Origin of the sequence: Pseudomonas sp. LPB4.O (assembly GCF_038383825.1) — a bacterium.
GTDB classification, from domain to species: domain Bacteria; phylum Pseudomonadota; class Gammaproteobacteria; order Pseudomonadales; family Pseudomonadaceae; genus Aquipseudomonas; species Aquipseudomonas putida.
Genome location: NZ_CP151298.1, coordinates 721,853 through 747,844, shown reverse-complemented (window position 1 = coordinate 747,844; position 25,992 = coordinate 721,853). Strand labels below are relative to the sequence as shown.

Below are 25,992 nucleotides of genomic sequence, written 5' to 3'. Positions count from 1 at the left end.
CGCGGGATGCAACATGAGCCCCATTGGTCCGCGACTTGATGCCACTTCATATGCCAGCCGCGAATCAATCGGTTAGAATGCCCCCCCAAACTACCCCGATCCTTGAGGACCGCCATGTTCAGCCGTGATTTGACCATTGCCAAGTACGACGCCGAGCTCTTCGAAGCCATGCAGCAAGAAGCCCTGCGCCAGGAAGAGCATATCGAGCTGATCGCTTCGGAAAACTACACCAGCCCGGCAGTCATGGAAGCTCAGGGCTCGGTCCTGACCAACAAGTACGCCGAAGGCTACCCAGGCAAGCGTTACTACGGTGGTTGCGAGTACGTCGACATCGTCGAGCAACTGGCCATCGACCGTGCCAAGGAACTGTTCGGCGCCGATTACGCCAACGTCCAGCCGCACGCTGGCTCCCAGGCCAACGCCGCTGTCTACCTGGCCCTGCTGTCGGCCGGTGACACCATCCTGGGCATGAGCCTGGCCCACGGTGGCCACCTGACCCACGGTGCTTCGGTAAGCTCGTCGGGCAAGCTGTACAACGCCATCCAGTACGGCATCGACGGCAACGGCCTGATCGACTACGACGAAGTCGAGCGCCTGGCTGTCGAGCACAAGCCGAAGATGATCGTTGCCGGCTTCTCGGCCTACTCGCAGGTTCTGGACTTCGCCCGCTTCCGCGCCATTGCCGACAAGGTCGGTGCCTACCTGTTCGTCGACATGGCCCACGTTGCCGGCCTGGTTGCCGCTGGCGTGTACCCGAACCCTGTTCCGTTCGCCGACGTGGTCACCACCACCACCCACAAGACCCTGCGCGGTCCACGTGGCGGCCTGATCCTGGCCCGTGCCAACGCCGACATCGAGAAGAAGCTGAACTCCGCTGTCTTCCCAGGCGCCCAGGGCGGCCCGCTGGAGCACGTCATCGCCGCCAAGGCCATCTGCTTCAAGGAAGCCCTGCAGCCTGAGTTCAAGGCTTACCAGCAGCAGGTCGTGAAAAACGCCCAGGCCATGGCCAGCGTATTCATCGAGCGTGGCTTCGACGTGGTGTCCGGTGGCACCCAGAACCACCTGTTCCTGCTGTCGCTGATCAAGCAGGAAATCTCCGGTAAGGACGCTGACGCCGCTTTGGGCAAAGCCTTCATCACCGTCAACAAGAACTCGGTACCGAACGACCCACGTTCGCCGTTCGTCACCTCGGGCCTGCGTTTCGGCACCCCAGCCGTTACCACCCGTGGTTTCAAGGAAGCCGAGTGCAAGGAACTGGCCGGCTGGATCTGCGACATTCTGGCTGACCTGAACAACGAAGCGGTGATCGACGCCGTTCGTGAGAAGGTCAAGGCCATCTGCAAGAAGCTGCCGGTTTACGGCAACTGATTGGCGCCAGCCTGAAGTAAAAAAGCCCGGCCCAGTGCCGGGCTTTTTTGTTTGATTTCGGTTGCTTCACACGCACCGCCGCCCCCACAAAGACCGCGTTCCCAGTTCATCACCCCACACAGGCCGCACCTTGACCAGAGAACAACTCGAGACCCACCAGATCCCGATCTACTTCGCTGCCGTGCTCGCAGCCGTTGCCTTCGGCTTGATGGCCAGTGACAGCGCGCGCCACCTGGAAGCCCTGGTCACCCCCGCCATTGCCGTGCTGATGTACGCGATGTTTCTGCAAATACCCTTCCTCGACCTGCGCCAGGGCCTGGGCAATCGGCGTTTCATCGCTGCCCTGCTACTGGCCAATTTCATCCTCGTCCCGCTGCTGGTCTGGGCAATTACCCGTGGGCTGGTCGAGCACACGGCGATCCTTGTTGGCGCGCTGCTGGTACTGCTTACACCCTGCATCGACTACGTGGTGGTGTTCACCCACATCGGCAAAGGCGACTCGCGCCTGACCTTGGCCGCCACACCCGTGCTATTGCTGGTGCAATTGGCACTGCTGCCGATCTACCTCGCCCTGATGCTGGGAGACAGCAACAACGTGGCCATTTCCATCACCCCGTTCGTGGAAGCCTTCGTGCTGCTGATCGTGCTGCCCATGCTGCTTGCCGTGCTCACCAGCCTCGGTGCCCGCCGCTCGCGCACAGTCGCGGCCTGGAATGACGCCTGGGCGTGGTTGCCCGTGCCAGCCATGGCCTTGGTGCTGGTGGTCGTGATCGCTTCGCAGATTGCCGTGGTGCTGCGTGATTTCGACCGCTTGCTGCCGGTGATTCCGGTGTACATCGGCTTCATGCTGCTGGCGCCAGCGCTCGGCTTCATCGCGGCGCGGCTGCTGCGCCTGCCGGCCACCGAAGCACGTTCGGTAACCTTCAGCGCCGCCACGCGTAATTCGCTGGTGGTGTTGCCGCTGGCGTTAGCTTTGCCGGAGGACATTCGCGGGCTGGCCGCAGCGGCAGTGATTACCCAGACGCTGGTGGAACTGTTGAGTGAGCTGGTTTATGTGCGCGTAGTCCCCGCATTAGTGCGAGGCTGATGAATAAAGGCAGATTGAGGGAAGCTGAACCTTTTGCTTGTACGCGCGCGCCCCTACCCTGATAGAATGCGATGAATTCTCATTAACATTCATTCTATCCCGTGCAATCCACTTCATCGGTAAACCACCACCAGCATCAGGCCATCGATCAGCTCTACAGCCACCATCACAGTTGGCTGCAGAGCTGGTTGCGCAAGCGCTTGGGCAGTGCCGCCGATGCCGCAGACCTGGCCCAGGACACGTTCGTGCGGCTTCTCTGCAGTGCGGCTGGCGAACCACTGAACTGCTCGGCTCCGCGCGCCTATCTGGCCACCATTGCCAATCGCCTGACCATCAACTTCTACCGCCGCCGGTCACTGGAGCAAGCCTATCTGGCCGCGCTGGCGGAAACACCGGAAGCACTGGCACCGTCGTTGGAACATCAGGCGCTGGTGCTCGAAGCCCTCGACGAAGTTGACCAGGTACTTGCGCTGCTGCCAGCCCAAAGCCGGCAGGCGTTTCTGATGGCGCAACTGGAAGGTTATACACAAGAAGAGATCGCCAGCCGGCTCAAGCTCAGCGTACGCACGGTACAACGCCACCTTGCGCGGGCGTTTGAGGAATGCATAGTGCTCGCCAGCCTGTGCGTGCAACATGAGTAATACGCCCATCGACCGGCGCATTGCCCGTGAAGCGGCCAATTGGTTCGTGCGCTTGCAGAACAGCAGCGCCGGCGCCGCAGAGCATGCGGCCGGTGCCGAGTGGCGAGCGCGGCACACTGACCACGAACGCGCCTGGCAACTGGCCGTGCGCTTCAGCAGCCGGGCACAGCAGCTTACCGGTGAACCCGCACGGGCGGCCCTGGAGCGCCCGCGCAGCCAGGAACGCCGGAATGCGCTCAAGACCCTTGCGCTGCTGATCGCCGCCGCTCCGCTTGGCCTCGCAGCCTACCGAGGGCTGCCGTGGCGCGAATGGCGTGCGGACGCGCGTACCGCCGCCGGGGAGCTACGCACCGTGCACCTGCCGGATGGCGGGCAGATTCGTCTGAATACCGGCAGCGCCGTCGATATCGCCTACGACGACAGTGCTCGCCGCGTGCACCTTATCACCGGTGAGATGCTGGTCGAGGTGCTGAGCGAGCCTGCAAGGCGCCCATTCATCGTCGATACCGCCGAAGCGCAAATCACCACGCTCGGTAGCCGTTTGCTAGTGCGTCATTACCCAGGCAGCACGTTCCTCGCCGCACTGGAGGGCGCTGTCGAAGTGCGCCCGCGGTTGTCACCGGGTGATGATGGCCTGGTGCGCCTGGCTGCCGGCCAGCAAACCCATGTCAGCATCCAGGCTGCACAGCCCCCCATGCCGCTGGCCCAGCATCATCTCGACTGGCTCAGCCATGTGCTGCGGGTAGAAAAGACGCGCCTGGATGACTTCATCAGCGAGCTGGGGCGCTATCGCCCCGGCCTGTTGCGGTGCGATCCGGCCGTGGCCGGGCTGCTGATTTCCGGCACCTTCCAGTTGCGCGACACCGATCAGATTCTGCGCGCCCTAAGCCAGACATTGCCGGTGGATGTCCACTACCGGACGCCTTACTGGGTCACCCTCACTGCGCGTGCCAACGCGTAGAAAGAATCGTTGTCGTGTTTTCCTCAAGCTGCGTGTCCCTTCCGTAAGCACATCACTTTCACAGGGCGGGGACGAACACATGGCGACGACACAGGGCATGCAACCATTGGCGCGGGCAGTGCATGCTGCTGCACTGGGCCTGATCATCACCGGTGGCAGCCTGGCGGCAGTTGGGTCGCAAGCCGCCGGGCAGACCGCGCAGCAGAGCCGTACCTTTCAGGTACCAGCCGGTAACCTGAGCAGCGTCCTCGCCGAGTTCGCCAGCCAGGCGGATATCACCCTTCCCATCGAACCGGGGCTGGTGGAAGGTTTGCGCAGCCCTGGCCTGAACGCCGCCACCAGCGTGCAAGACGGCCTGCACCAACTGCTGCAAGGCACAGGCCTGCAAGCTTCACCACAAGGCAATGGTCTGTACCTGCTGACCCCGCAGGCAATGGGCACAGGCATGGAGCTGGGCGCTACCAGCATTACCGGGCAGGGCCTGTCGGCAACTACCGAGAACAGCGGTTCCTACACCACCGGCACGATGCAGACTGCCACCAAGCTACCCTTGAGTCTGCGCGAAACGCCGCAGTCGGTCAGCGTGGTTACGCGCAAGCGCATGGACGACAAGGCCATGACGACTATCAGCGATGTGGTCAAAAGTGCGCCGGGGATTTTTCTCAGTAACTCCGGTGGCGCTGGGCGGCCATCTTTCAGCGCCCGCGGTTTTGACGTCGACAACATCATGTACGACGGGTTTCCCACCAGCTTCCTGACCTACCTGCCCAGTGGGGAAGCAAACCTGGCCATGTATGACCGGGTGGAGATCGTACGCGGGGCCACCGGGCTGGCCCAAGGCGCCGGCAACCCCGGTGGTGCAATCAACCTGATTCGCAAGCGCCCCACCCATGAATTTCAGGGCACGCTCACCGGCAGTGCTGGTAGTTGGGACGATTACACCGGCACGCTGGATGTCGGCGGCCCGCTCAATGAAAACGGCACCCTGCGTGCCCGCACCGTGGTCTCCCGGCAGGACGCCAAAAGCTTCCGTGATTCGGTAGAGAGTGATCACGACCTGTTCTACGGCGTAGTCGACGCCGACCTTAGCGAAAGCACCACCCTCACGCTGGGGGCCTACCGCCAGAAGAACCACACCAACTATATCTGGGGCGGGTTGCCCATGGCCCGGGGCGGCGGCCACCTCGGGCTACCGCGCGACACCTTCCTGGGCCATGACTGGGAATATTCGGACAATCGCACCACCGGCTATTTCGCCACCCTGGAGCATGCCTTCGCCAATGACTGGTCGCTTCGCCTCGCGGCCATGCAGACGAAAACCGACACCGACGTATTGGCCTCTTCGGTATGGGAATATGATCGCCACTATCTATGGACAGAAGCCATGGAGCAAAAGGAAAAAGGCTACGACCTGGCACTCAGCGGCCCCTTCCAGTTGCTCGGCCAGACACATGACCTGACCCTGGGCGTCAGCAAGCGCCAGCTGGATTATCGTTCTGGCAAGGCTTGGAGCGATTTCATCGACACCGGCAGCAACCCCTTCGAATGGAACCCCCGTGGTCATGCCAAACCGGATTACGTTACCGGCCCTGACGGCCTGCCCGAGACCACCACACAGGACAGCGTTTATGCCAGCAGCCGCCTGCGCCTGACTGAACCACTGTCGCTGATTCTCGGCGGCCGTCTCGACTGGTATGAATTCGATGACAGCGAAAACAGTGAAGGCAACTACAAGATCACGCGTAACCTGACCCGCTATGCCGGCCTGATCTACGACCTGGACGCCCATCACTCGGTCTATGTCAGCTACACAGATATTTTCAAGCCGCAGACCAGCAAAGGCATGGACAGAAAAGTGCTCGACCCTGTGGTGGGTGAAAACTACGAGGCGGGCATCAAGGGGGAGTACTTTGGTGGCGCACTGAACGCCAGCCTGGCTGTTTTTCAAATTGACCAGAAGAACCGCGCCCAGGAGTTACCTGACAACAAGGGTTGCGGTTCGGGCGCCGCCAGTGCCTGCTACGAGGCGGCCGGCCTGGTACGCAGCAAGGGCATCGACCTGGAAATTCAAGGCGCCCTGACCGACAACTGGCAGCTGGCTGCCGGCTACACCTACACCCAGACAAAATACGTCAACGACGCCAACAAGGCCCGCGAAGGCGAAGACTTCGACCGTGCCAAACCGCGCCAGCTATTCAAACTGTCCACGATCTACAACCTGCCCGGCGAGCTGCAGCGCTGGCGCATTGGCGGTGATATCTACCAACAGAGCCGCATCCGTACCTCTGGGGGCGCCGGTGCTACTGCATGGCAAAACCAGCAGGGCTCGTACACGGTGGTCGGGCTGGTGGCAGGCTACAAGGCTAGCGAGCAGCTAGACCTGCAGGTCAACGTCAACAACCTGTTCGACCGCACCTACTACAGTAGCGTCGCCAACGGTGGGTGGAGCCCATACGACATCTACGGTGACCCACGTAACGTGAAACTGACTGCCCGGTACAGTTTCTAGTAGCCGGTTAATCGCCGCGCGCGTGCTGGATGTAGCAGATGCGGCGATGTCAGCGTTGCGGGAGTCAAGTCGGCCGGTTAGAACCGTGCCCGCAACGCCACGTTGAAGTTGCGTGGTTCGCCATAGAAGTTCCAGTAATTGGGGTTGCCCAAGGTCTGGTAGTACTTCTTGTCGAACACGTTATCCAGGTTGTACTGCACCTCAAGGTTCTTGTTGATCTCGTAGATCGCATGCAGGTTGGTCAGGTGGTAAGCGTCCTGCTGGAGCTTGTAGTCTGCCCCAACCTCGGTCTGGGTCATCTTGCTCTGCGCATAGAAGCTGCCACCTACCCGCAGCTGGTCAAGCGCACCGGGCAGACGATAGTCGGTCGCAACTTTGAACAGGTGGCGTGGCGAGGCGCCGTTGAAGTCGTCGCCTTTCTGCTGGCCGCCGATGTACTTGGACTGGGTATAGGTATACCCCGCCGATACATTCCAGTTCGGCAGTACCTCACCGGTCAGTTCCAGCTCGATGCCTTTGTTGCGCACCTTGTCGGACGCGCGGTAGCAAGCCCAGGTCTGCGCACAGGTTACCCGCTCGGCACGGCCGGTCTGGTCAGCCTGGAACAGCGCGATGGCCGTTTGCAGGCGCTTGTCCAGGAACTCACCCTTCAAGCCGATCTCGTAGTTGCTGCCGGTCATTGGCAGGAGCGTGGTGCCATTCACATCCTGCGCGCTCTGCGGCTTGAAGATTTCGGTGTAGCTGGTGTAGGCCGACCAGTTTTCGTTCAGGTCCTGCACCAGGCCCGCATAAGGGGTGACTTCGCCACTCTTGGAGAAGTGCTTGCGGTCGGAGGCTTCACGCACGCCATTGGTATCGTCCAGCGAATCGTGGCTGTACCAGCTCAGGCGGCTGCCGAGGATGAATGTGGTGCTGTTGGTGAGGCTGAACCGGCTGGCCACATACACGCCCTTCTGCTCCTGGGTGCGGTTGTATTGCCACTGGTTGACGTTGAGGGCAGTCGGGCTGGGTGGATCGAAGGCTGCCAGGTTGTTCATGTCGACGATGTAGCGATAGGTTGCGTCGCGCCCGCCGTGATAGTCGAAGTCGTCCTTGTTCCAGTTGCCGCCAACGATCAGCTCATGCTGGCGGCCCAGCAGCTGGAACGGGCCGGTGAAATAACCGTCGATGCTGGTCTGGGTATCATCGAAGTGAAAGTGGCGGGGGTTGAGGGTGAACAGGTCGGTACCACCACCCGGGTAGGTGTAGTTACCCAGGAAGTCCGACTTGGCCCACATCTGGTTCACGGCCACCACGCCCTTCCAGCCGTTGGCAAAGGTGTGCTGGATGTCGGCGAACACGGTGGTATTGCGCTTGTCCAGGTGGTTCCACTCGCCGGTCAGCGAGGTAGAGCGCGAAACTGGGTAGAACGCGCCGCTCTGCTTGCTGGGCAGGCCCGACCAGTCATAACCTGAGTTGCGGTCCTTCTGGTAGGTAAAACCGAAGGTGGCCAGGGTCGACTCATCCAGGTCGGCCTCGATAATCCCGTAGAACAGCTGGTTTTCTTTCTGGGCAGTGTCCAGGTAGCTGTTGGCATTGTTGTATGTAATGACCGAGCGGCCGCGCAGGGTGCCTGCTTCGTTCAGCGGCGCAGACAGGTCGACCATGGTCTTGTAGTCGTCCCAGGAGCCGACCGATGTTTCGATCAACGCCTGGTGCTCGGCCGTGGGCCGCTTGCGGACCAGGTTGATGGAGGCCGACGGATTACCCGCGCCTTCCATCAGGCCGGTGGCGCCCCGCACCACTTCCACGCGGTCGTAGATGTCGGTGTTGGGCTTGGAAATGGTATCCATCGAGTACGGGTTGCCAATGTTGGTCGGCACGCCATCAATCTGCAGGTTGTCGACCGTCTGCCCGCGAGCCTGGTACAGCGAGCGCTCGCTGCCGTTCTTGATGATGGTGACGCCGGTGGCGTTACGCATTACGTCGTCAAGGTTCTTCATATTCTGGTCGTTCATGCGCTGACGGGTGACCACCGTGACCGACTGGGGCGTTTCACGCAGGCTCATCGGCAGCTTGGTGGCAGTGGACGAACGGCCCGTCGCATAAGCCCCTGTACCCTCCGTCACAGCACCCAGGCCCTGGCCCGAGATGGTGGTGGCGCCCAAGGTCATCGCGCCTGCCGCATCTTCGGCCTGGCTCACCAGCTGGAACTCCCGCTCACCCGTGCGCACGGCCGCCACACCGGTGCCGGCCAGCATCTGCGCCAGCGCCACCTCTACGCTCAAGGCGTGCACCGCCTGGCTCTGCTTGTTGGCCGTCAGCGCCGCATCACCGCCGATCAACAGCCCGGCCTGGCTGGCCAACAGGTTCAGTTGGCGCGCCAATGGCCCGGCTGGAATGTCGAATACCACGCTTTGGGCTGCAGCACTGCTGTCGGCCTCGGCGACGGCAACGTGGCCGCCAAGGGCTAGCAAAATGGCCAGGGCCAACGGATGACGGTGCGCGGAAGCAGAGTCGCGAAGCAGCATGGAAGAATCCTTTCGCAAAGAGGATGAAGTAGCGTCATCCCACCAAGCGAATGAGCGTCGCAAAACCGGAAAAAGAATTTTGAAAAAACTTCAGACCGCCTCGATGGAGACCCACCAAGGCAAGGTACGCACAACCCGGATGGGCAACGCACGCTCGAGCATGGCCAACGCACGGTCGGTGTCGAGCAACGGGAAGGTGCCGACCGCACGCAGGCTTCCAATCGCCGGGTCGATGCCCAAGTGGCCAAGGCGGTAATCGCGCAGAATGTCGATTATCTGAGCCAGCGGCATGTCCTCCGCCACCAACACACCGCGGCTCCAATCCTCGCGCAAGCGTTGTGCAGTTGATGGGGCGCCGACTTGCTGCGCGTCGAACACCATCATTTGCCCGGCTTGCAGCGTGGTTTGCCTGCCGCTGCCGGAGCAAGTTGCCTGCACGGCGCCGGCAAATACGCTCAAGGTGGTCTGCAACCCCTGGTCCCGGACACTGAAGCGCGTGCCAAGCGGTTGCACCCGCCCTGCCCTCGTCACCACGGAAAGTGGACGTGGGTCCTTGCCGGACTCGATCAGGATTTCTCCGCGATACAGGCGCAATTGCCTTGATCCCTCATCGAACTGCACATCCAGCGCCGTCCCGCCGTTCAGCCACAGCTGGCTGCCATCGGCCAGGGTGACCGGCCGCACCTCACCCAGGCCAGTGCGGTAAGTGGCGAACCAGGCACGTGGCGAATCGACCCAACCACGCTGCCATCCGCCCCAACCCAACACACCTGCCACACCCGCCACACAGAGGCTACCGAGCACGGCCCTGCGCGAATGCCGGTCACGGCGCACGCTGTCGAACACTTGCCGAGCCTGCTCTGCCTGGCCGCCAAGGCCACCAAAGCGCTGATTGATGTTCTCTACGTACGACCAGGCCAGGCGATGCCGCGCATCCTCGTTCAGCCACGCATGCCACTGCGCCTGGATCGCAGCGTCATTCTGCGCCGCGTGCAGCCGTGCGAACCAACCGGCAGCCGCTTGCAGTACGCCATGGTCGAGTGGCGCCCTGCTCATGCCAGCGAGCCATCCAGTTCGGCTTCCAGCAGCAGGCATTGGTACATAGCCTGAGCCAGGTAACTGTTCACACTGCGCTCGCTCACGCCCAACTGCTCGGCGATCTCGCGTTGCTTCATGCCCTGCAACTGCGCCATGGAAAATGCCTCGGCCACGCGCTGGGGCATACGCTCGAACATTGCCTGCAGTTGCTCGAGGGTTTCGAGGATAACGGCCTGATGTTCCAGCGAAGGCGCAAGTTGCTCGGGCTGGGCGGCCAGCACTTCCAGATAAGCCTGCTCCACCCGCCGCCGTCGCCAGAAGTCCACACACGCATTGCGCGACATACGTCCCAGGTACGCACGGGCATGCTCGTGGTCATTGAACACACGGGGTTTGGACAACAGCCGAACGAACACATCCTGGGCCAGTTCCGCCGCATCATGGGCATTGCCGAGCTTGCGCTGGAGCCACTGGCGAATCCAGCCATGGTGGGAACGGTAGAGTTCCTCCAGGTCGAAACCAGGGGCTGGAGCACTGGGAGAGGCATTCATGGGGCCGGCCATTATGCTAATAGGAATTATTCACAATGGTAGCGTGGATGAATGACGCCGGGCAATTGCGATAAGCAACGCTGCCCGGTTTGGTCATGGCAGGGATGATTTTGCGATCAGGCCGAGGCCTGCCCATATCAAGCAACTGGTCTGCGCTTTCAGCCTAGCGGTCACAGTGAATCCGGGCACCCAGGGCACACAGCGAACACCTGCACCTCTACCAGGTAGCCATCCCCCAGGGCTGCGCCCACGCAGGCCCGCACCGGTTTTGCACAGCCTTGCAACCAGGCGTCGTACACTTCGTTGACCAGGTCGAAGTGGCGGTAGTCGGCAAGCCACATCTGAACCCGCGTCAGCTGCGCCTTGCAGACGTTGGCCTGCACCATCAGGCCGTCGATCACGCTCAGCGCCTGACGCAACTGCCCCTGCACATCCTGTTGCAGGTCATCCGCCACGATGCCTGCCGTTTCAAACAGGCCCCTGTAACTGACCGCCAGTGACATCCGCGCGCTTGATCCGTAGCGAGTGATCATCGAGGTACCCTCCCCCTCAACCCATCTGGTTGAAGCAGACGACTTTGGGTTGGGTCATGTCCTCGTAGGCAAACCGCACCCCCTCACGCCCAAGGCTCCCATACTTGGCCCCACCAAATGGCATGGCATCGAAGCGGTAGTCGGAAGAGTCGTTGATCATTACACCGCCGGCCTCGATACGCCGGGCCAGGTTCAACGCCAGCGACAGGTCGCGGGTGAACACACCGGCATGCAAGCTGTACTCCGGGGCATTGGCCAGCGCTATCGCCTGCTCGACAGTCTCGAAGGGCGCCAACATCACCACCGGTGCGAAAACCTCCTCAAGCCACAGCCGGCTGACGGGGTCAACGCTTTCGAGCACTGTTGGCGCATAGACCGCCCCCTGACGCTGGTGGCCGCAGAGCAGGCGGGCACCGCCCTCAAGCGCCTGGTTGACGCGTGCTTCGATCTGCCGTGCAGCCGCTTCGGTGATCATCGGCCCCATATCGGTTTCGCGCCGGCCCGGATCGCCCCAGACCATCGCCTGGGTCAATGCCACGAAGCGTGCACGAAACGCCTCGTAGATCGAGGCATCTACGAGAATGCGCTGGGTGCCGATGCAGTTCTGCCCGGCCGCCCAGAACGCGCCAGACACACACGACTCGACCGTGGCTTCAAGGTCGCAGTCCTTGAGCACCAGCACCGGGGCGTTGCCGCCAAGGTCCATGGCAAGCTTTTTCAAGCCAGCCCCGTGCGCAATCTGTTCGCCCGTCGCGAAACCGCCCGTAAAGGAAACCATGCGCACCTCACGCACGGCCACCAGCGCCTTGCCCAGTTCGGCGCCCCCTGTGGCTACGGTGACGACGGCCTCCGGCAACCCTGCATCCACCAGGTACTGCACCAGTTTCAGGGCAGAAAGAGGGGCCAGTTCCGAGGGTTTCAGAATGACTGCATTGCCCCCTGCAAGTGCTGGCCCCAGCTTGTGCGCCACCAGGTTGAGCGGGTCGTTGTAAGGCGTGATGGCAAGGATCAGCCCCAACGGCTCGCGGGTGAACCAGCCCTGACGCGATTCGGAGCCTTCATAGGCATCGAAAGGCACCACCTCACCGGCGTTACGCCGCGCCTCTTCGGCAGACAGCTTGAGTGTGTTGATGCAGCGTTTGACCTCTTTTTCGGCCTGCCGCAGGGTCTTGCCCGCTTCATCGACGATCAGGCCGGCAAAGTCTGCCGCATCCCGTTCAATGAGCTGAGCGGCGTGTTCCAGAATTCTGGCCCGGCGGTGCCGGGGCAGCGCCGCACTTTCACGCACACCCTGACGGGCACGGGCGAGCAAGGCAGGCACCGATTCTGCCCCGAGATTGTCGACGCTGCCGACCAGGCTGCCATCGAAGGGGTTGTACACATCGATCAAGGCGGGTTGCTGAACAAGCGCCCGGGAAACGGAAGTCAGGCTCATGAACGTTGCTCCTCAGGCCGAATGGCCGGCCGTGTGAATGGCGATGATGTCCGACAGCAGGGCAAAAGCCGTTTCGATGCGCCCCGCCCCCGGGCCGGACACGGTTACAGCCCCCAGCAACTCGGTGTCGAACGCCAGCGCATTGGTGGCGCCTGAAATACCTGCCAAGGGGTGATGGCCAGGCAGCAGCTTCGCTTCGACGCTGGCTCGCACCGAGCCATCGGCCTCACGGCGGGCACTGCCGATCAGCTTCCAACGCTCGCCCGCCGCCCGTGCCCGCTCGATAGCCGCGCTGTCGATGGCACTGATACCGCTGCACGCCACATCACCCACCTGCAGACAGGCGCCGAGCAACTCATTGGCGAGGATCACCACCTTCAGGCGTACGTCATGGCCTTCCACATCGGCGGTCGGGTCAGCCTCGGCAAAGCCAAGCGCTTGTGCCTGGGCCACCGCCTCGTCGAAGCCAAGCCCTTCCTCCATGCGCGTTAGCACATAGTTCGAAGTCCCGTTGAGAATGCCCTCGAAACCCACCAGGCCCGCGCCCGCCAGGGTCTGGCGCGCCATGCGCAGCACCGGTGTGCCGCTCATTACGGCGCCTTCGTATTCGAACGACACATTGTTGGCCTGGGCCAAGGCCTTGAGCGCCTGGGCATGCAAGGCAATCGGCCCCTTGTTGGTGGTGACCACGTGCTTGCCCGCCTCCAGCGCCCAGCGGCAGAAGGTTGCCGCCGGCTCACCGTCCTTGGGGTTGGTGAATGTGGCCTCGGCGATGATGTCGGCGCCTGATTGCTTGATCACCGCCTCATTGAACGCCTCGGCCGAACCTTGAGGGATTTGCGCCAGCGCGCCCTTCTGGGCCGGCAGCGCGACCAGCATGGCGGCATCCAGGCCGTCGTGGTCGATCACCGACCCCAGGAACAAGTCGGTGACACCAACGATTTTCAGGCCAAAGCCCAACTCTTGCTGCCAGCGCGCATTGCGTTCGGCGATCAGTTGGGCAAGAGCGCGGTTAACGCCACCAAAGCCAACGAGTGCAATTTTGTATTCGGTCATGGTTTGCTGTCCTGCTCAGGCAGTGGGTCGATGAGGACTAGCGTAAGAGCCGTGCACTGCCAGTTGAATATGGCAATCCGCTGTATTTATTGGCCAATTTGGCCAGTGCAAAGCGCGCACCTGCGCCGGGGCAAAACGCACAACGCCGCCTGGGCGCGAACCCAGGCGGCGTTGTGCTAGCCAATGCAAAGACGCGGTTCAGACCACCGCAGCCAGGACGAACGAAGTCACCGTGTTCTCCACCCCGGGCATGGCAGCGATTTCCTTCCACACATGATGCACCCGCTCCGGGCTGGAGGCCTCGACGCGCAACATCAGGTCGAACTCGCCGCTGAGCACTTCACACTGGATCACCTCGGGGATCTGGCGCAGTGCATCGAGTACCGCCTCACCGCGCATGCGGTCATAGCGGTAGACGAAGATCACCGCGTTGATCAACGACGCCGGCCGTCTGCCCTCACCGATGCGCAGGGTATAACCCTGAATGGCGCCGTCGCGCTCCAGGCGCTCGATGCGCTGGCGTACCGCATTGCGCGACAGGTTCACCTTCAACCCCAACTCTGCGTGGGCAATACGCGCATTGGCGGTGAGCTCGGCGAGAATGCGCTCGTCCAGGGGATCGAGGATGCGCTTCATCGCCCAGCCTGCAACCGGGTTAACAAGGCATGAACACCGGCCAGGTCGTCAGGTGCCAACAGCGGCCCATCACCCGCTGTGCCGACCGCGCCGGCCGGCACCTCACCGTGCCAGGCCCCCAGCTCCGCCAGCAGCCCGGCAGACTTTTCGGGGGCAAACTGCCCCAGCGTAACGATGGGCGCACCGATGTTGCGCCGGTGCAGGCGCCCGGCGAATACCCCTGTCGCGGCATGGGGGTCTACTGCGCTGCCCGTTTCGTGGAACAGCGTGACAATTTCTTCGCGAATCAGCACGTCGTCCACGGCATAGGAGTCGAACAGCATGCGCGCATGCAACCACTGGCGGTTGCCGATGCTCAGCTCGCCACACGCCTCGAAGTGCTCCATCAGTGCCCGGGTCGCCCCGCCATCGCGGTCATACAGTTCCCAGACGAAGCGCTCCAGGTTGGAGAACAGCGAAAAGTCCATGACCGGTGACAAGGTCTGGCTGGTGGAGCCACGGCTGTAGCGGTTGCAGTGGATGAACCGGTGCAAGGCATCGTTGCGGTTGGTGGAGACGATGATCTGGTTGATCGGCAGGCCCATTTTCTGGGCAATGAACCCTGCGTAGATCTCGGCAAAACTGGCCGTGGGGATGCTGAACCCGACCGGGCGTATCCCGCCACCGAGCTGCAGCGCTGCATGGAAATAGAACACGATCTGCGCCAGCACACCGACCCAGTTGGTGGAGTTGAAGCTGACCGGAATCAGCCCGGGGCATGGCCAGTCACGCAGCAGCGCCGACACCAGCGACTGGCAATCGTCAAAGCTGCCATCCACGGCCACGCAGCTCACGCTGTCGGATGCGGCGCTGCGCATCACTGCAGCACGGTCGGCGGGCGTGCCTGCGCTGGGGTATAGCGCCAGCAAGCCTGCTGCAGGGCAATGCCGCAACGCTTCGATAGCCGCTACTGCGGTATCGCCGTTGCTGGCACCGACCAGCATGACCCGCTCGCACTCCGCCCCCAGAAAGTGCCGGACAAAGCGCGCCTGCAACTGCGCGGCAAAGTCCTTGGAGGACCGGGTAGGGCCATGGAAAAGCTGCAGGATCCATTCGTTATGGCCAAGCTGCTGCAACGGCGCAATGCCGCGGTGGCGGAACCCGCGATAGCTGTCGCTGACCAGCGCCCTGAGCGTAGGCTCGTCGAGGGTATCGCCGACAAACGGTGCCATTACCCGCCAGGCCAGTTCGTCGAAGGGCAACCACGACCAGCTGGCAATTTCCTGTGGGCTGAACACTGGCACCGAGGTGGGTACATAAAGCCCGCCATCGTCGGCCAGGCCAGAAAGCAATGCCGTGCGGAAATCGACCCGTGTCTCGTTGCCGCGCGTGGATGTGTACTGCATCGGTGCTCCAGATAGCTACATAAGTTAACGATGCGCCATGGCCACCAGCCAATGGCTGAACGCCTGGGCATCCGGGGACAACGCTTCACCCAGGCCGCGCACCAGGAAAAACGACTCGCTTGCCTCGATACGCTGGGCAAAGGGAGCGACCAGCCGCCCCTCCTGCAGCAGGTCCTCTACCAGCGACGAGCGTGCCAGCGCCACGCCCAGCCCCAGCTCCGCCATGCGCAGGGTCGACACCAGCGTGTCGAACTGCAGGCCACTGGAAGAGTCGACCTGATCGGCGCCGACCCGCTCCAGCCAGTAGCCCCACCCCTCCTCGTAACCCAGCACATGCAGCAACGGCACATGGGCCAGGTCGCGCGGGTCGCGCAGCGGGCAACCGGCCAGCAGCGCGGGTGCGCACACCGGCACCAGCATGTCGCGGGTCAGGCGCTGCGCCTCTACCCCGGCCCACTGCCCGCTGCCCCAGCGGATTTCCAGATCATCTTCGGCATCCAGCTCCTTGACCCACAGGTTGCTGATGTAGCGGATGTCCACCTGCGGGTGCGAACGTCGAAAGTCGGCCAGCCGGGGGGCCAGCCAGAAGTGCAGGAACGACAGGCTGCCGCGTACCTTCAGGGGCCGACGCTGGCGTTGCCCGAAGATTTCATTGGTGCCTACCGCAAGGCGGCTGATGGCGTCCTGCACCACCGGCAGGTAGGACTGCCCTTCTTCGGTCAGCCCCAGCCCGCGCGGCAGGCGCTTGAACAGCGCCACACCCAATTGGCTTTCCAGGTGACGAATCTGTTGGCTCACCGCCCCTTGGGTAAGGTGCAGCTCTTCTGCCGCATGGGTGAAGTTCAAGTAACGCGCCGACACTTCGAAGGCTCTCAGCCAGTTCAGGGGGGGCAAAGTTTTCTGGGTCATCGGCGGCTTCTCGTAGCTAGGTTCCGGTGGCCTAGTATCACCTGCTCAGGCGGCCTCGGAACCTGGGGCGACGATTTCCAGCGGGGCCGTACGGCGGCTGCGGTATTTGCACGTCAGCCAATAGGCCAGGTAGCACCAGGCAATGAAGGGCAAGCCGAAGTACAAGGCAACACGCTGAGCAGGGTCGAAGGCAATACCGACGCAGGCCAGTACGCAGCAGAAAATGGCCCCCAGTGGTACGAACGGGTAGCCACGCACCCGGAACTTGAGGTCCTCGAGCTTGCCGCCGCTGGCGATGTAATGACGGCGGAATGCGATCTGGCTGGCCGCGATGCTGATCCACACCACCACCACGGCCAACCCTGAAATCGACACCAGCGCCAGGTAGATGGTGTCGGGGGCAAACACACTGCTCAACAGCGAAGCCATGCCGCCAGCCATGCTCAGCACGATTGCATTGAAGGGTGTGCCGCGGCGCGACAGCGTGGCGTAACGGCGGGGCATGTTGCCTTGGTCGCTGAGGGTCCAGAGCATGCGCGAAGCGGCGTAGAGGCCGGAGTTGGCGGCAGACAGCAGCGCGGTGATGATGACGAAGTTCATGATATCGGCCGCATACGGGATACCAATCATCGCAAAGACCATCACGAACGGGCTTTCAATAACCCCGGCCTGTTCACGCGGCAGCAAGGTGGCCAGCACAAAGATGGTGCCGATGAAGAACAGCGCCAGGCGCAGCACCGTGGTGCGAATGGCCTTGGGCACGTTCTTTTCCGGGTCTTTGGTTTCGCCGGCAGCGATGCCGATCAGCTCGGTACCCGAGAACGCGAAGGCCACTGCCAGCAGGGTCATGGCAATTGACCAGAAACCGGTGGGGAACAACCCTTCACGGGTAAAATTGCCCAGCCCTGCACTGTGCGCCTGCTGGATCTCGAAGCCACCCAGAATGGCTCCGCCGCCCACCACCAGAAAGGCGATGACGGCCAACACCTTGACCAGTGACAACCAGAATTCGGTTTCGGCGAACGATCGCACCGAAATGATATTGCTGATGAACACCGCAGCGCCGAACAGCGCACTCCACATCCATACCGGCGTGTCGGGGAACCAGCGCACCATCAGGATGCCCGCAGCGGTGAATTCGGAGCCGATGGCCACCGTCCAGGTCAGCCAGTACATCCAGGCCACCATGTAGCCGGTACCCGGGCCGAGGTAACGCGTGGCATAACTGCTGAACGAGCCGACTTCCGGCATGTGTACCGCCAGCTCACCCAGGCACATCATGACCAGGTACACCATGATTGCGCCGAGTATGTAGGCGATAACCGCGCCCAACGGGCCGGCCTGGTTAACGGTGTAGCCCGACGTGAGAAACAGGCCGGTGCCTATCACACCGCCCAGTGCCAGCATGACGATGTGGCGGGTTTGCATATCCTGCTTGAAGGTATGCGCCGAGGCATTTCTAGTTGTGGTTGTCTGCACGGACATTGTGGGTTACTCATGAAAGTTGGCGGGCAAGGACGTAGCAACGACCTCGTCTTGGCAGAGCGAATCGAGTTGCCTTGCATATTGTTTTTGTTCGACTTCATGAAGTGGCACCCACCGCACGGGTGAGTGCTACACGCCAGCCTCAGGCCTGCACCGGGCGCTGGCAGGCGTCTGCGTCAGCGTGCAATTCCTTTGCAACGGCCAGTTCCTCACGCACCGATGCACAGGCCTGTGCCAGGTCCGCCAGCAGGTCATCGGTTTCCTCGATGCCCACTGAAATGCGCACCAGCCCTTCGGAAATGCCCAGCGCCAGGCGCTCTTCCAAAGTGTTCTCGACATGGCTGGTGGTGCGCGCCGGGCCATAGATGGTTTCTACCGCGCCGAGGTTGCCGGCCCGATGGGCATACTTCAGCCGCGGCAGCAAACGGGCCACGGTCGGCATGCCGCCCTTCAGCACGAAGCTGACAATGGCGCCAAACCCGCGCATTTGCGCCTTGGCAATGGCATGCCCGGCATGCGTCGGCAAACCTGGGTAGTTGACAGCTTCAACCAGCGGCTCGGTGCTCAGGTAAAGGGCCAACGCCATGGCACTGGCTTGCTGCTGGCGCAGGCGCACTGCCAGGGTCTTGATACCGCGGATGATCAGGTAGGCCGAGAACGGGTCCAGCGCCGCACCGTTGATTTCCCGGTAGTGCCGCACCTGAGCCATCAACGCCTCCACGCCGCACACCACCCCACCCAGCACGTCACCATGCCCGGACAGAAACTTGGTTGCGCTGTGCACCACTACATCAACACCCAGCGCCAGCGGGTTCTGGTTCAGTGGCGTGGCAAAGGTGTTGTCGGCCACCACCAGCGCCCCCACCTTGTGCGCAGCGGCGCTCAGCCGACGAATGTCCAGCACCTTCAGCGTCGGGTTGGTGGGGGTTTCCAGGTACAGCAGGTCGCAGCCGGCGGCAATCTCGCGCTCCAGCGCTTCAGTGTCCAAGGTATCGCACAGGCACACTTGCACGCCCATGCGCGGCAGGAACTCTTCGAAGATCTTGTTGGTGCCGCCATAGCTGTCGCGGGTCGACACCACGCGTTTGCCGTTGGACAGGAAGGTATGCAGCACGGCACTGATGGCCGCCATGCCGCTGCTGAACGCGACTGCCGACTCGGCTTGCTCCAGCTCGGCCAGTTTGGCTTCCAGCGTGGCGACCGTGGGATTGCTCATGCGGCTGTAGATGAAGCCCGGCTGCTTGCCCTGCGCCACGTCGTACCAGGCATCGATATCGTTATAGCCATAAGCGGCGCTGACCACGATCGGGGTCTGCGTGGCGTTGTACGGGTGCTGTACCTGCTCCCCGCTCCACACGACCCGCGTCCCCACACCGGCCGCAGCATTGCCCTCGAATTTTTCGTTGTTGTTCATATCCGGTTCCCGCCCAGCTGAGTTGTGTACACCGATGCAGCATCGGCCTTGAGCGGACTATAGGGAGATGGCGGGGGCCTGAAAAACGATGGAATCCGGGTCTGACTGGCGTTTTTTTTAATGGCTGCGGACCGGGCGCTGCAAAAGCCGCCCGGCCACGTGGGCGCTTAGGCCAGGTTGCGCTTCAGCTCGGCGATATGCTCCGGGCCGATGCCACAGCAACCGCCGACCATGCTGGCACCACGCGCACGCCAGTCCTTGGCCCATGCCAGGTAACCCGGCGGATCGAGGTCTTCGCGCAGTTCGTCCAGGCCATCGTTGGCAGTGGCTTCTTTGGGCTGCGGCGGGAAGGCGTTGGCATAGGCACCGATGGCAATCTCGGCGTTGTGTCGCTCGATGACCGAGCGCGCGACATCAATGGCGGCGCCGATCACCTCCGGCTGGCTGCAGTTGAACAACACCGCAGCCACCCCCAGGCTGACTGCGGCTTCGATGGCGTCGGCCACCGGTTCACCGGAGCGCAGGCGCGGAACCTCGTCGACGTCCTCGTCCTGCAGGGTGAAGGACACCCAGAACGGCCTGCCGTCTGCTGGCAAATGGCTACGAATGGCCCGCACTTCGGCCACGGAACTCTGGGTTTCGGCCAGCCACAGGTCAACATGCGGGGACAGGCCCTGGAGCAGCGGGGTCAGCACCTCTGCCACACGCTCGGGCTGGAACAGGTCGGGGCGGTAGGACCCGAACAGCGGCGGCAACGAACCTGCTACCCTGACCGGGTGCGCGCCGCTATCTGCCGCGTGCCGCGCAAGCTGGCCTGCGATATGGGCCAGCTGTCGCCCTTCGGCGGCAAAGCGTTCTTCACCGATGTGGAATGGTACTACCGCATAGCTGTTGCTGGTGATGACCTGCGCACCCGCATCGATGAAGGCTGCATGCACGCCCACGACCGCCTCCGGCGCCTCGCTCAGCGCCAGCGCCGACCACTCGGGCTGGCGAAACGGTGCACCGCTGCGCTGCAGCTCTCGGCCCATACCACCGTCCAGAATTACCATCGTTCGCTCTGCCATATAACTTCTCTGAAGGTTCTTATGAATAAAATTCATTATGGGGTTTGGGGTTATAACTATTAAATACCCTATCACCCATTTGCCCAACATATCAGGTATGTACATGCGATTTTCTTCTCTGCTGGGTGCGGGCCTTGTACTGCTCGCAACTGCCACCCAAGCCTTTGCTGGCGCCACGTTGGAGCGGGTTGAATCGCGCAAGGAAATGGTCAACGTGCTGATGGAAAGCTACCCGCCGTTTTCCTTCCTCAATGACCACAACCAGCTCGACGGTTACGACGTGGACGTGGCCAAGGCAGTGGCCGACAAGCTCGGCGTCAAACTGCGCCTGGAAACACCGTCCTGGGACGTGATTGCCGCTGGCCGTTGGAGCGGGCGCTACGACATCTGCATTTGCTCGATGACCCCAAGCAAGGCGCGCGCCGAGGTGTTCGACTTCCCCGTGGAGTACTACGCATCGCCCGCCGTGATCGTGGTCAATGCCTCGGATGAGCGCATCCATGGCGCCAAAGACCTGGAAGGCCGCAAGGTGGGTTCGATCAGTGCATCGAGCTACGAAAGCTACCTGAACAAGAACCTGGTCATTGAAGGCAAGGAAGACCAGAAGATCGATTACCCGTTCGACTTCGTGCAGGCTGCGCCCTACGACACTGACAACGTCGCCTTCCAGGACTTGGGCCTGGGCACTGGCGTGCGCCTGGACGCCATCATTACCAACCTGGTGACCGCGCAGCCGCGCCTGCAGCAAGACAAGCGCTTCAAGCTGGCCGGCGCGCCGCTGTATGAAGAGCCCAACGCGGTAGCCATCGAAAAAGGCGACCCTGAGTGGGATGCCAAGGTACGCCAGGTGTTCGCCGAGCTGAAGGCTGATGGCACCTTGGCCAAGCTGTCGCAGAAATGGATTGGCGCCGACATCAGCAAATGAGCACCTTCCCCCCCTCCCCCAAGCCCGTGGCAAAGCCTGCGGGCGCCGGCCTGTTCGGCTTTCGCACCCGGTTACTGCTGACCTGGCTGGCGCTGTTCGGGCTGTTTGTCGCCTTCTTCCTCAGCTTTGACCTGAAGTTCGCCATCATTCTGGAGAAGTTTCCCAACCTGGCCGGTTTCAAGCTGGGGCCCAATGGTTTTCTGCAAGGCGCCGCACTGACCCTGTTCCTGTGCCTGTGCTCGATGGTGGTATCCGTGCTGCTCGGCTTTGCCGCCGCGCTGGCACGGTTATCCAACAGCGCGGTGTTGGTGGGTGTGGCCAGCTTCTACACCTCGTTCTTCCGTGGCACGCCGCTGCTGATCCAGATTCTGCTGATCTACCTGGGGCTGCCGCAGGTGGGCCTGGTACCCGGCGCCATCAGCGCCGGCATCATTGCCTTGTCGCTGAACTACGGGGCCTACCTGAGCGAGATCTTCCGCGCCGGCATCCTCGGCGTGGCCCGTGGGCAACGTGAAGCAGCATTGGCGCTGGGCATGCGCACGCCGCAGATCTTCTGCCACATCATCCTGCCCCAGGCCATGCGGGTGATCATTCCGCCCACCGCCAACCAGTTCATCTCGATGCTCAAGGACTCGTCGCTGATTTCCGTGATGGGGGTTTGGGAGGTGATGTTTCTGGCGCAGTCGTATGGGCGTTCGAGCTATCGCTACCTGGAAATGCTGACCACCGCCGCAGTGATCTACTGGGTGCTGTCGATACTGCTGGAACTGCTGCAGGCGCGCCTGGAACGGCATTTTGGCAAGGCTTATCAGCGCTGAGGGCTGCGGCCCGTGCAAAACCGACAGGCCTGACCGCGCCCCATGCAGGAGCGGCCAGGCTACGCGTAAGTGAAAATAATCAGCGCGGTAGCCAGCAGGATGTGAATGACCAACAGACTCACCAGCAGTCGTCTCATGCTTGAGGGGAAACGTTTGACTTCATCGAAGTCAATCAACCCCCTGCGCACGAAGAGGCTCGGTATAGCCAGCACCATGGAGATCAAACCCGTACGCATAACCTTGCCCAGAAGGCCTGCATGTTGAAACGTGATTTTATTGCCGGTCACGAAGCTACAGCGCGTTAGGAACGACTCGTAGTACTCAGTGTATTTATGTGCGATGAAACACTGTACGACCATCGCCAGCATCATGGGTGCAAGAATCAGAATCGCAATTAGCCCAGGCTCAACTTCATTCACTCCGATACCTCGCCATACAAAAAGTCACCAAATATCTCGCCCCCCTTGCCCCCGGCATCTCCGAGGACTTTACCGCCCACTGCTCCTCCGACGACAGCACAAGCCAGTGCACCGGGGCCGCCTGTAGTGACCCCCAGAACGACGGCACAAATACCGGTGCCTGCCATACCCCCCAAATAGCCCCCGGCGCTGCCGCCCGCCAGGCTACCCATCAACGTCGAGGTTTCGACATACTTGGCGCGCCGACACTGATCCTCCCGGCCCGTGGTGCATGCCTTATGAATTGAGAGGCCGGTGGACGCCACATCCAGCGCAGTACCGATATAAGTGCCCCTTTTCACCAAGTTCGACGCCCTGGCAACGCCAGACACCTTTTCGGCATAACCCGAAATCTCGCCGGTATGCAGATAACTGCGGGTCGAGATGCCCAATGCCTGCTTGATCTTGCCCTGACGGCGTAAACCCGAACCATACGCAGCAACGTTGCCCAATTGCTTTTCAAGCTTCATGAAAAGTGCAGAGCGCTTGGCGTAGAAAGCATCACGGGCAGCGAGAGTGCCAGAGCCGAGGTAGTCGCGGTGCAGTTTCTCGATTTCTTCAAGGGTGGTCTTGATATTGGTCAGGTGCTTGCTCCAGCCCTCGCTAGCGGCGCCCGCCCCCATCGAGGCGTTAGCCAGCAAGCTCTGCAGCAAGTCGAAGTGCTCGAGAAAAAAATCATCCGCGTCTACGCCGCTAGTCAGCAGGCCAGCGTGCACCTCGACAGCTTTGGCCATCAGTAATGCTTCGTGGCTGGTGCAGGAAGGAGTACCAGCGTCACCCAGGATGACCAACTCCCCGGCCATGACAACGCTGTTGGCAATGTGGGCATTCAACACATCGAACTTGCTCTTGGCATACCCCGACAACGGTGTGCTGGCTTTAAGCGACTGATAAGACTGGGTTCTGGGGTTGATGAAGCTGCGTGCTTCGGACATGGCCCTACCTCACGCGTACTTCTTGTTGTTGATCCGGTCCCAACCGCCGGCTACATTACCGCCACCGCTGCCGTCGGAGCGTTTCTGGCGGGTATAGGTGGTCTTGATACGCCCATAGTTCAACTGGACGATTTCGATGGGAACGCCCGAGCTTGCGTTCTGCGAGTAGTCGGCGATGATGACCTCTTCCAGCACGATCTCGTAATATTTGAGTTTGTCGGTGCCTGCCCGGCAAAGCGCAAGTTTTACTTCCTTGAGATGCTGGCCCGAGCAGCTGGCTTCCAGCAGCTTGCAACTCGCGCTGTCGAGAAACTTGGTGAACGTGAAGTTGGTCAAGGTGGTACGTCCCGATGTTGCACCGCCGGAAGAGCTTGCGGTAGCCGACGTGCTTTGATTGACACCGAAGTTGTAGCCGTTGATCTCGATCCAGTTGGTGTACTGCTCATCCAGCGCTTCGCCAGCGATGTCGTCGATTTGGATGAAAGCGTCGAAAGCCATGCCTACCTCTCCTTGGTAATGGTGGGTCTGAACCCCAATGAACGGGTGTGACAGGTACGGAGGCAAAATGTTCCCCCACTGCCCGAGCCGCCACACCCGATGCATGACGCTTCAAGCCCTACAACGCCTTCATCTCTGCAATATCCCGCGCCACCTGGTCGGCAGAGTGGTCGAACATCGCCTGTTCCTGCGCATCCAGCGGCAACTCGATAATCCGCGCAAGCCCCTTCTCTGCCAGTACGCAGGGCACACCCATGGCGATATCCGTTCGCCCATACTCGCCCTCGAGAATCGCCACCGCCGGCAAAATACGGTTCCGCCCATTGGCGATCGCATCGACCATCTGCGCAATGGCCACGCCCGGCGCATCGCAGGCGCTCCCCGTCTTCTTCAACCCCAGAATCTCACCGCCGCCCTTACGGGTGCGCTCGACAATCTGTTCGATCTGCTCGCTGGACAGGAAGTGCGACAGCGGCACCGAGCCGATCTGGCAGTAGCGCATCAGCGGCACCATGCTGTCGCCATGGCCGCCCAGCACCAGCGCGGTGATATCCCGGGCAGAAAACCCGGTTTGTTCGGCGATGAAACACTTCATGCGCGCGGTATCCAGCACCCCCGCTTGCCCGAACACCTTGTCCCGCCCAAGGCCGCTGACGCTCCAGGCGCGGTAGGTGAGCACGTCGACCGGGTTGGACACCACCAGCACCGTGGCTGCCGGCGCATGGTGCTTGATGTCGGCCATGATGCTGTCGAGGATTGGCAGGTTGATGCTCAGTACATCCTGGCGCGACTGGCCGGGCTTGCGCGGCACGCCTGCGGTAATTACCACCAGCTCGGAGCCGTCCAGCATGTCGGCTTTGCCCCCGCCGTAAACCCGGGTATCGGAGCCTGATTCCACGGCTGCCTGCCACACGTCCAGCGCCTTGCCCTGCGCCAGCTCGCCCTGTACGTCCATCAATACCAATTCACGGCACAACTCGTCCCGCGCGATGATCTGCGCCGCTGCCTCGCCGACCAAGCCGGCGCCCACGATTGTTAGTTTGTTCACCTGACACCTCCCAGCGGCGCGCGCCACCAGGAACACGCCTGCATATACAGAGAAGTATTACCCGCCGAGGCGAAAAGGCCACCCAAAGGCTGATGGCCGGCAACTAACGGGACACTGGCCTGCCCTGCCCGGGGATCAAACGGGGTATTAACCGCGCATCTGCCAGAGAATGAAATCCACTTTCTTCAGGTCGGTCAGCTTGTTGTGCTCTGGGGTCAGTTGGTTGAACTGGTCAACCCAGCTGGCGCCTTGGCTGGATGCGAGGAAGGCCTGGTACCAGTCTTCCATCTTTGCGTAGCAGCCCTTGGCGTCCTCGATTTTTTTGCGCGAATAGTAGGCCGGCGCCTTCTGGTTGATGTTGCGTAGCACATGAATATCCCAGACCGGTTTGCCAGGGTTCAACGTCGCAACCAGCTTGCTGGAGAACGAAGGCTCGTAACGGCCGGTGGCTTCGTACATATGATCGAGCACGTCGCCAAACGTAGGCTGCGCGCCCTTCATTTGCTGCATCAACTGGTAGTAGGCGCCATACCAGGAGCGTTCACGCCGCTGCACGCGGTAAAACCCGTTGTACATGCGCTGGAACACTGCGTCGGTCGAGACATCCACCGTTTCCACTTGGTCCATCAGGGCCAGGTATTTCTGGATGCCAGGCTTGGCGTTGATAATGGCAGAGGTCACATCAGTGCTGACCATAGTGTGTACTTCCTTGGTTGGCTGACAGT

Annotated in this window: 24 protein-coding genes; 7 read left to right on the top strand and 17 right to left on the bottom strand. The window is 61.8% G+C overall.

All coding sequences use genetic code 11. The features are described 5' to 3' along the window. Positions 1-114: 114 nt before the first annotated feature. The 5 genes from glyA (at position 115) to MRBLPB4O_RS03360 (ending at position 6,566) form a co-directional block, all read left to right on the top strand. Positions 115-1,368, top strand: coding sequence for a serine hydroxymethyltransferase (gene glyA / locus MRBLPB4O_RS03380; RefSeq protein WP_012270418.1), 1,254 nt, complete (start codon positions 115-117; stop codon positions 1,366-1,368). A gap of 130 nt (positions 1,369-1,498) precedes the next feature. Then, positions 1,499-2,455, top strand: a complete 957-nt coding sequence (locus MRBLPB4O_RS03375; protein WP_341797516.1) for a bile acid:sodium symporter — start codon at positions 1,499-1,501, stop codon at positions 2,453-2,455. Positions 2,456-2,556: 101 nt separating this feature from the next. Then, on the top strand, positions 2,557-3,096 hold the full coding sequence (locus tag MRBLPB4O_RS03370) for a sigma-70 family RNA polymerase sigma factor (RefSeq protein WP_258655093.1): 540 nt from the start codon (positions 2,557-2,559) through the stop codon (positions 3,094-3,096). Then, positions 3,089-4,057, top strand: a complete 969-nt coding sequence (locus MRBLPB4O_RS03365) for a FecR domain-containing protein (protein ID WP_341797515.1) — start codon at positions 3,089-3,091, stop codon at positions 4,055-4,057. The genes MRBLPB4O_RS03370 and MRBLPB4O_RS03365 overlap by 8 nt, the downstream gene beginning before the upstream one ends. Positions 4,058-4,136: 79 nt before the next feature. Beyond that, complete coding sequence (locus tag MRBLPB4O_RS03360; RefSeq protein ID WP_341797514.1) at positions 4,137-6,566, top strand: TonB-dependent siderophore receptor; 2,430 nt, start codon at positions 4,137-4,139, stop codon at positions 6,564-6,566. Between the two features lie 77 nt (positions 6,567-6,643). Here the strand turns inward: MRBLPB4O_RS03360 and MRBLPB4O_RS03355 are convergent, their stop codons facing one another. The 12 genes from MRBLPB4O_RS03355 to MRBLPB4O_RS03300 form a co-directional block, all read right to left on the bottom strand. Next, positions 6,644-9,076 carry a TonB-dependent siderophore receptor gene (locus tag MRBLPB4O_RS03355; RefSeq protein WP_341797513.1) on the bottom strand — a complete coding sequence of 811 codons (2,433 nt, stop codon included), beginning with the start codon at positions 9,074-9,076 and terminating at the stop codon, positions 6,644-6,646. A 90-nt stretch (positions 9,077-9,166) separates the two neighbouring features. Continuing rightward, positions 9,167-10,132: a FecR family protein gene (locus MRBLPB4O_RS03350; RefSeq protein WP_341797512.1), complete on the bottom strand. Its 966-nt coding sequence runs from the start codon at positions 10,130-10,132 to the stop codon at positions 9,167-9,169. Continuing rightward, positions 10,129-10,665, bottom strand: coding sequence for a sigma-70 family RNA polymerase sigma factor (locus tag MRBLPB4O_RS03345; protein WP_010951925.1), 537 nt, complete (start codon positions 10,663-10,665; stop codon positions 10,129-10,131). Before MRBLPB4O_RS03345 ends, MRBLPB4O_RS03350 begins: the two co-directional genes overlap by 4 nt. A gap of 170 nt (positions 10,666-10,835) precedes the next feature. Then, on the bottom strand, positions 10,836-11,198 hold the full coding sequence (locus MRBLPB4O_RS03340) for a RidA family protein (protein ID WP_341797511.1): 363 nt from the start codon (positions 11,196-11,198) through the stop codon (positions 10,836-10,838). Between the two features lie 16 nt (positions 11,199-11,214). Beyond that, positions 11,215-12,633 carry an aldehyde dehydrogenase family protein gene (locus MRBLPB4O_RS03335; RefSeq protein ID WP_341797510.1) on the bottom strand — a complete coding sequence of 473 codons (1,419 nt, stop codon included), beginning with the start codon at positions 12,631-12,633 and terminating at the stop codon, positions 11,215-11,217. Between the two features lie 12 nt (positions 12,634-12,645). After that, on the bottom strand, positions 12,646-13,689 hold the full coding sequence (locus MRBLPB4O_RS03330) for a homoserine dehydrogenase (protein ID WP_341797509.1): 1,044 nt from the start codon (positions 13,687-13,689) through the stop codon (positions 12,646-12,648). A 198-nt stretch (positions 13,690-13,887) separates the two neighbouring features. Further along, the gene (locus tag MRBLPB4O_RS03325; RefSeq protein ID WP_010951921.1) at positions 13,888-14,325 is read right to left on the bottom strand and encodes an Lrp/AsnC family transcriptional regulator; all 438 of its coding nucleotides are present in this window, start codon (positions 14,323-14,325) and stop codon (positions 13,888-13,890) included. Next, positions 14,322-15,710 (bottom strand): threonine synthase, encoded by a 1,389-nt coding sequence (locus MRBLPB4O_RS03320; protein ID WP_341797508.1) that lies wholly within the window; start codon positions 15,708-15,710, stop codon positions 14,322-14,324. The genes MRBLPB4O_RS03325 and MRBLPB4O_RS03320 overlap by 4 nt, the downstream gene beginning before the upstream one ends. Positions 15,711-15,734: 24 nt before the next feature. Continuing rightward, positions 15,735-16,619 carry a LysR substrate-binding domain-containing protein gene (locus tag MRBLPB4O_RS03315; protein WP_121782831.1) on the bottom strand — a complete coding sequence of 295 codons (885 nt, stop codon included), beginning with the start codon at positions 16,617-16,619 and terminating at the stop codon, positions 15,735-15,737. Between the two features lie 45 nt (positions 16,620-16,664). Then, on the bottom strand, positions 16,665-18,104 hold the full coding sequence (locus MRBLPB4O_RS03310) for an amino acid permease (RefSeq protein ID WP_010951918.1): 1,440 nt from the start codon (positions 18,102-18,104) through the stop codon (positions 16,665-16,667). A 142-nt stretch (positions 18,105-18,246) separates the two neighbouring features. Beyond that, positions 18,247-19,518 (bottom strand): cystathionine gamma-synthase family protein, encoded by a 1,272-nt coding sequence (locus MRBLPB4O_RS03305; protein WP_341797507.1) that lies wholly within the window; start codon positions 19,516-19,518, stop codon positions 18,247-18,249. 167 nt (positions 19,519-19,685) lie between these two features. Then, a complete protein-coding gene (locus MRBLPB4O_RS03300) occupies positions 19,686-20,570 on the bottom strand; it encodes a homocysteine S-methyltransferase family protein (protein ID WP_341797506.1) in 885 nt (294 codons plus the stop codon). Between the two features lie 118 nt (positions 20,571-20,688). Between MRBLPB4O_RS03300 and MRBLPB4O_RS03295 the strand changes: the two genes are divergently transcribed. Beyond that, positions 20,689-21,510 (top strand): ABC transporter substrate-binding protein, encoded by an 822-nt coding sequence (locus MRBLPB4O_RS03295; protein ID WP_341797505.1) that lies wholly within the window; start codon positions 20,689-20,691, stop codon positions 21,508-21,510. Beyond that, on the top strand, positions 21,507-22,328 hold the full coding sequence (locus MRBLPB4O_RS03290; RefSeq protein WP_003247513.1) for an amino acid ABC transporter permease: 822 nt from the start codon (positions 21,507-21,509) through the stop codon (positions 22,326-22,328). Before MRBLPB4O_RS03295 ends, MRBLPB4O_RS03290 begins: the two co-directional genes overlap by 4 nt. A gap of 59 nt (positions 22,329-22,387) precedes the next feature. Here the strand turns inward: MRBLPB4O_RS03290 and MRBLPB4O_RS03285 are convergent, their stop codons facing one another. The 5 genes from MRBLPB4O_RS03285 to MRBLPB4O_RS03265 form a co-directional block, all read right to left on the bottom strand. Continuing rightward, positions 22,388-22,747: a hypothetical protein gene (locus MRBLPB4O_RS03285; protein ID WP_341797504.1), complete on the bottom strand. Its 360-nt coding sequence runs from the start codon at positions 22,745-22,747 to the stop codon at positions 22,388-22,390. Next, on the bottom strand, positions 22,744-23,721 hold the full coding sequence (locus MRBLPB4O_RS03280) for a hypothetical protein (RefSeq protein WP_341797503.1): 978 nt from the start codon (positions 23,719-23,721) through the stop codon (positions 22,744-22,746). The genes MRBLPB4O_RS03285 and MRBLPB4O_RS03280 overlap by 4 nt, the downstream gene beginning before the upstream one ends. A gap of 9 nt (positions 23,722-23,730) precedes the next feature. Beyond that, a complete protein-coding gene (locus tag MRBLPB4O_RS03275) occupies positions 23,731-24,219 on the bottom strand; it encodes a type VI secretion system tube protein Hcp (protein WP_047605116.1) in 489 nt (162 codons plus the stop codon). Between the two features lie 118 nt (positions 24,220-24,337). Continuing rightward, on the bottom strand, positions 24,338-25,267 hold the full coding sequence (locus MRBLPB4O_RS03270) for a malate dehydrogenase (protein WP_197864624.1): 930 nt from the start codon (positions 25,265-25,267) through the stop codon (positions 24,338-24,340). Between the two features lie 147 nt (positions 25,268-25,414). Further along, positions 25,415-25,963, bottom strand: coding sequence for a hypothetical protein (locus MRBLPB4O_RS03265; RefSeq protein ID WP_341797502.1), 549 nt, complete (start codon positions 25,961-25,963; stop codon positions 25,415-25,417). Positions 25,964-25,992: the final 29 nt, after the last annotated feature.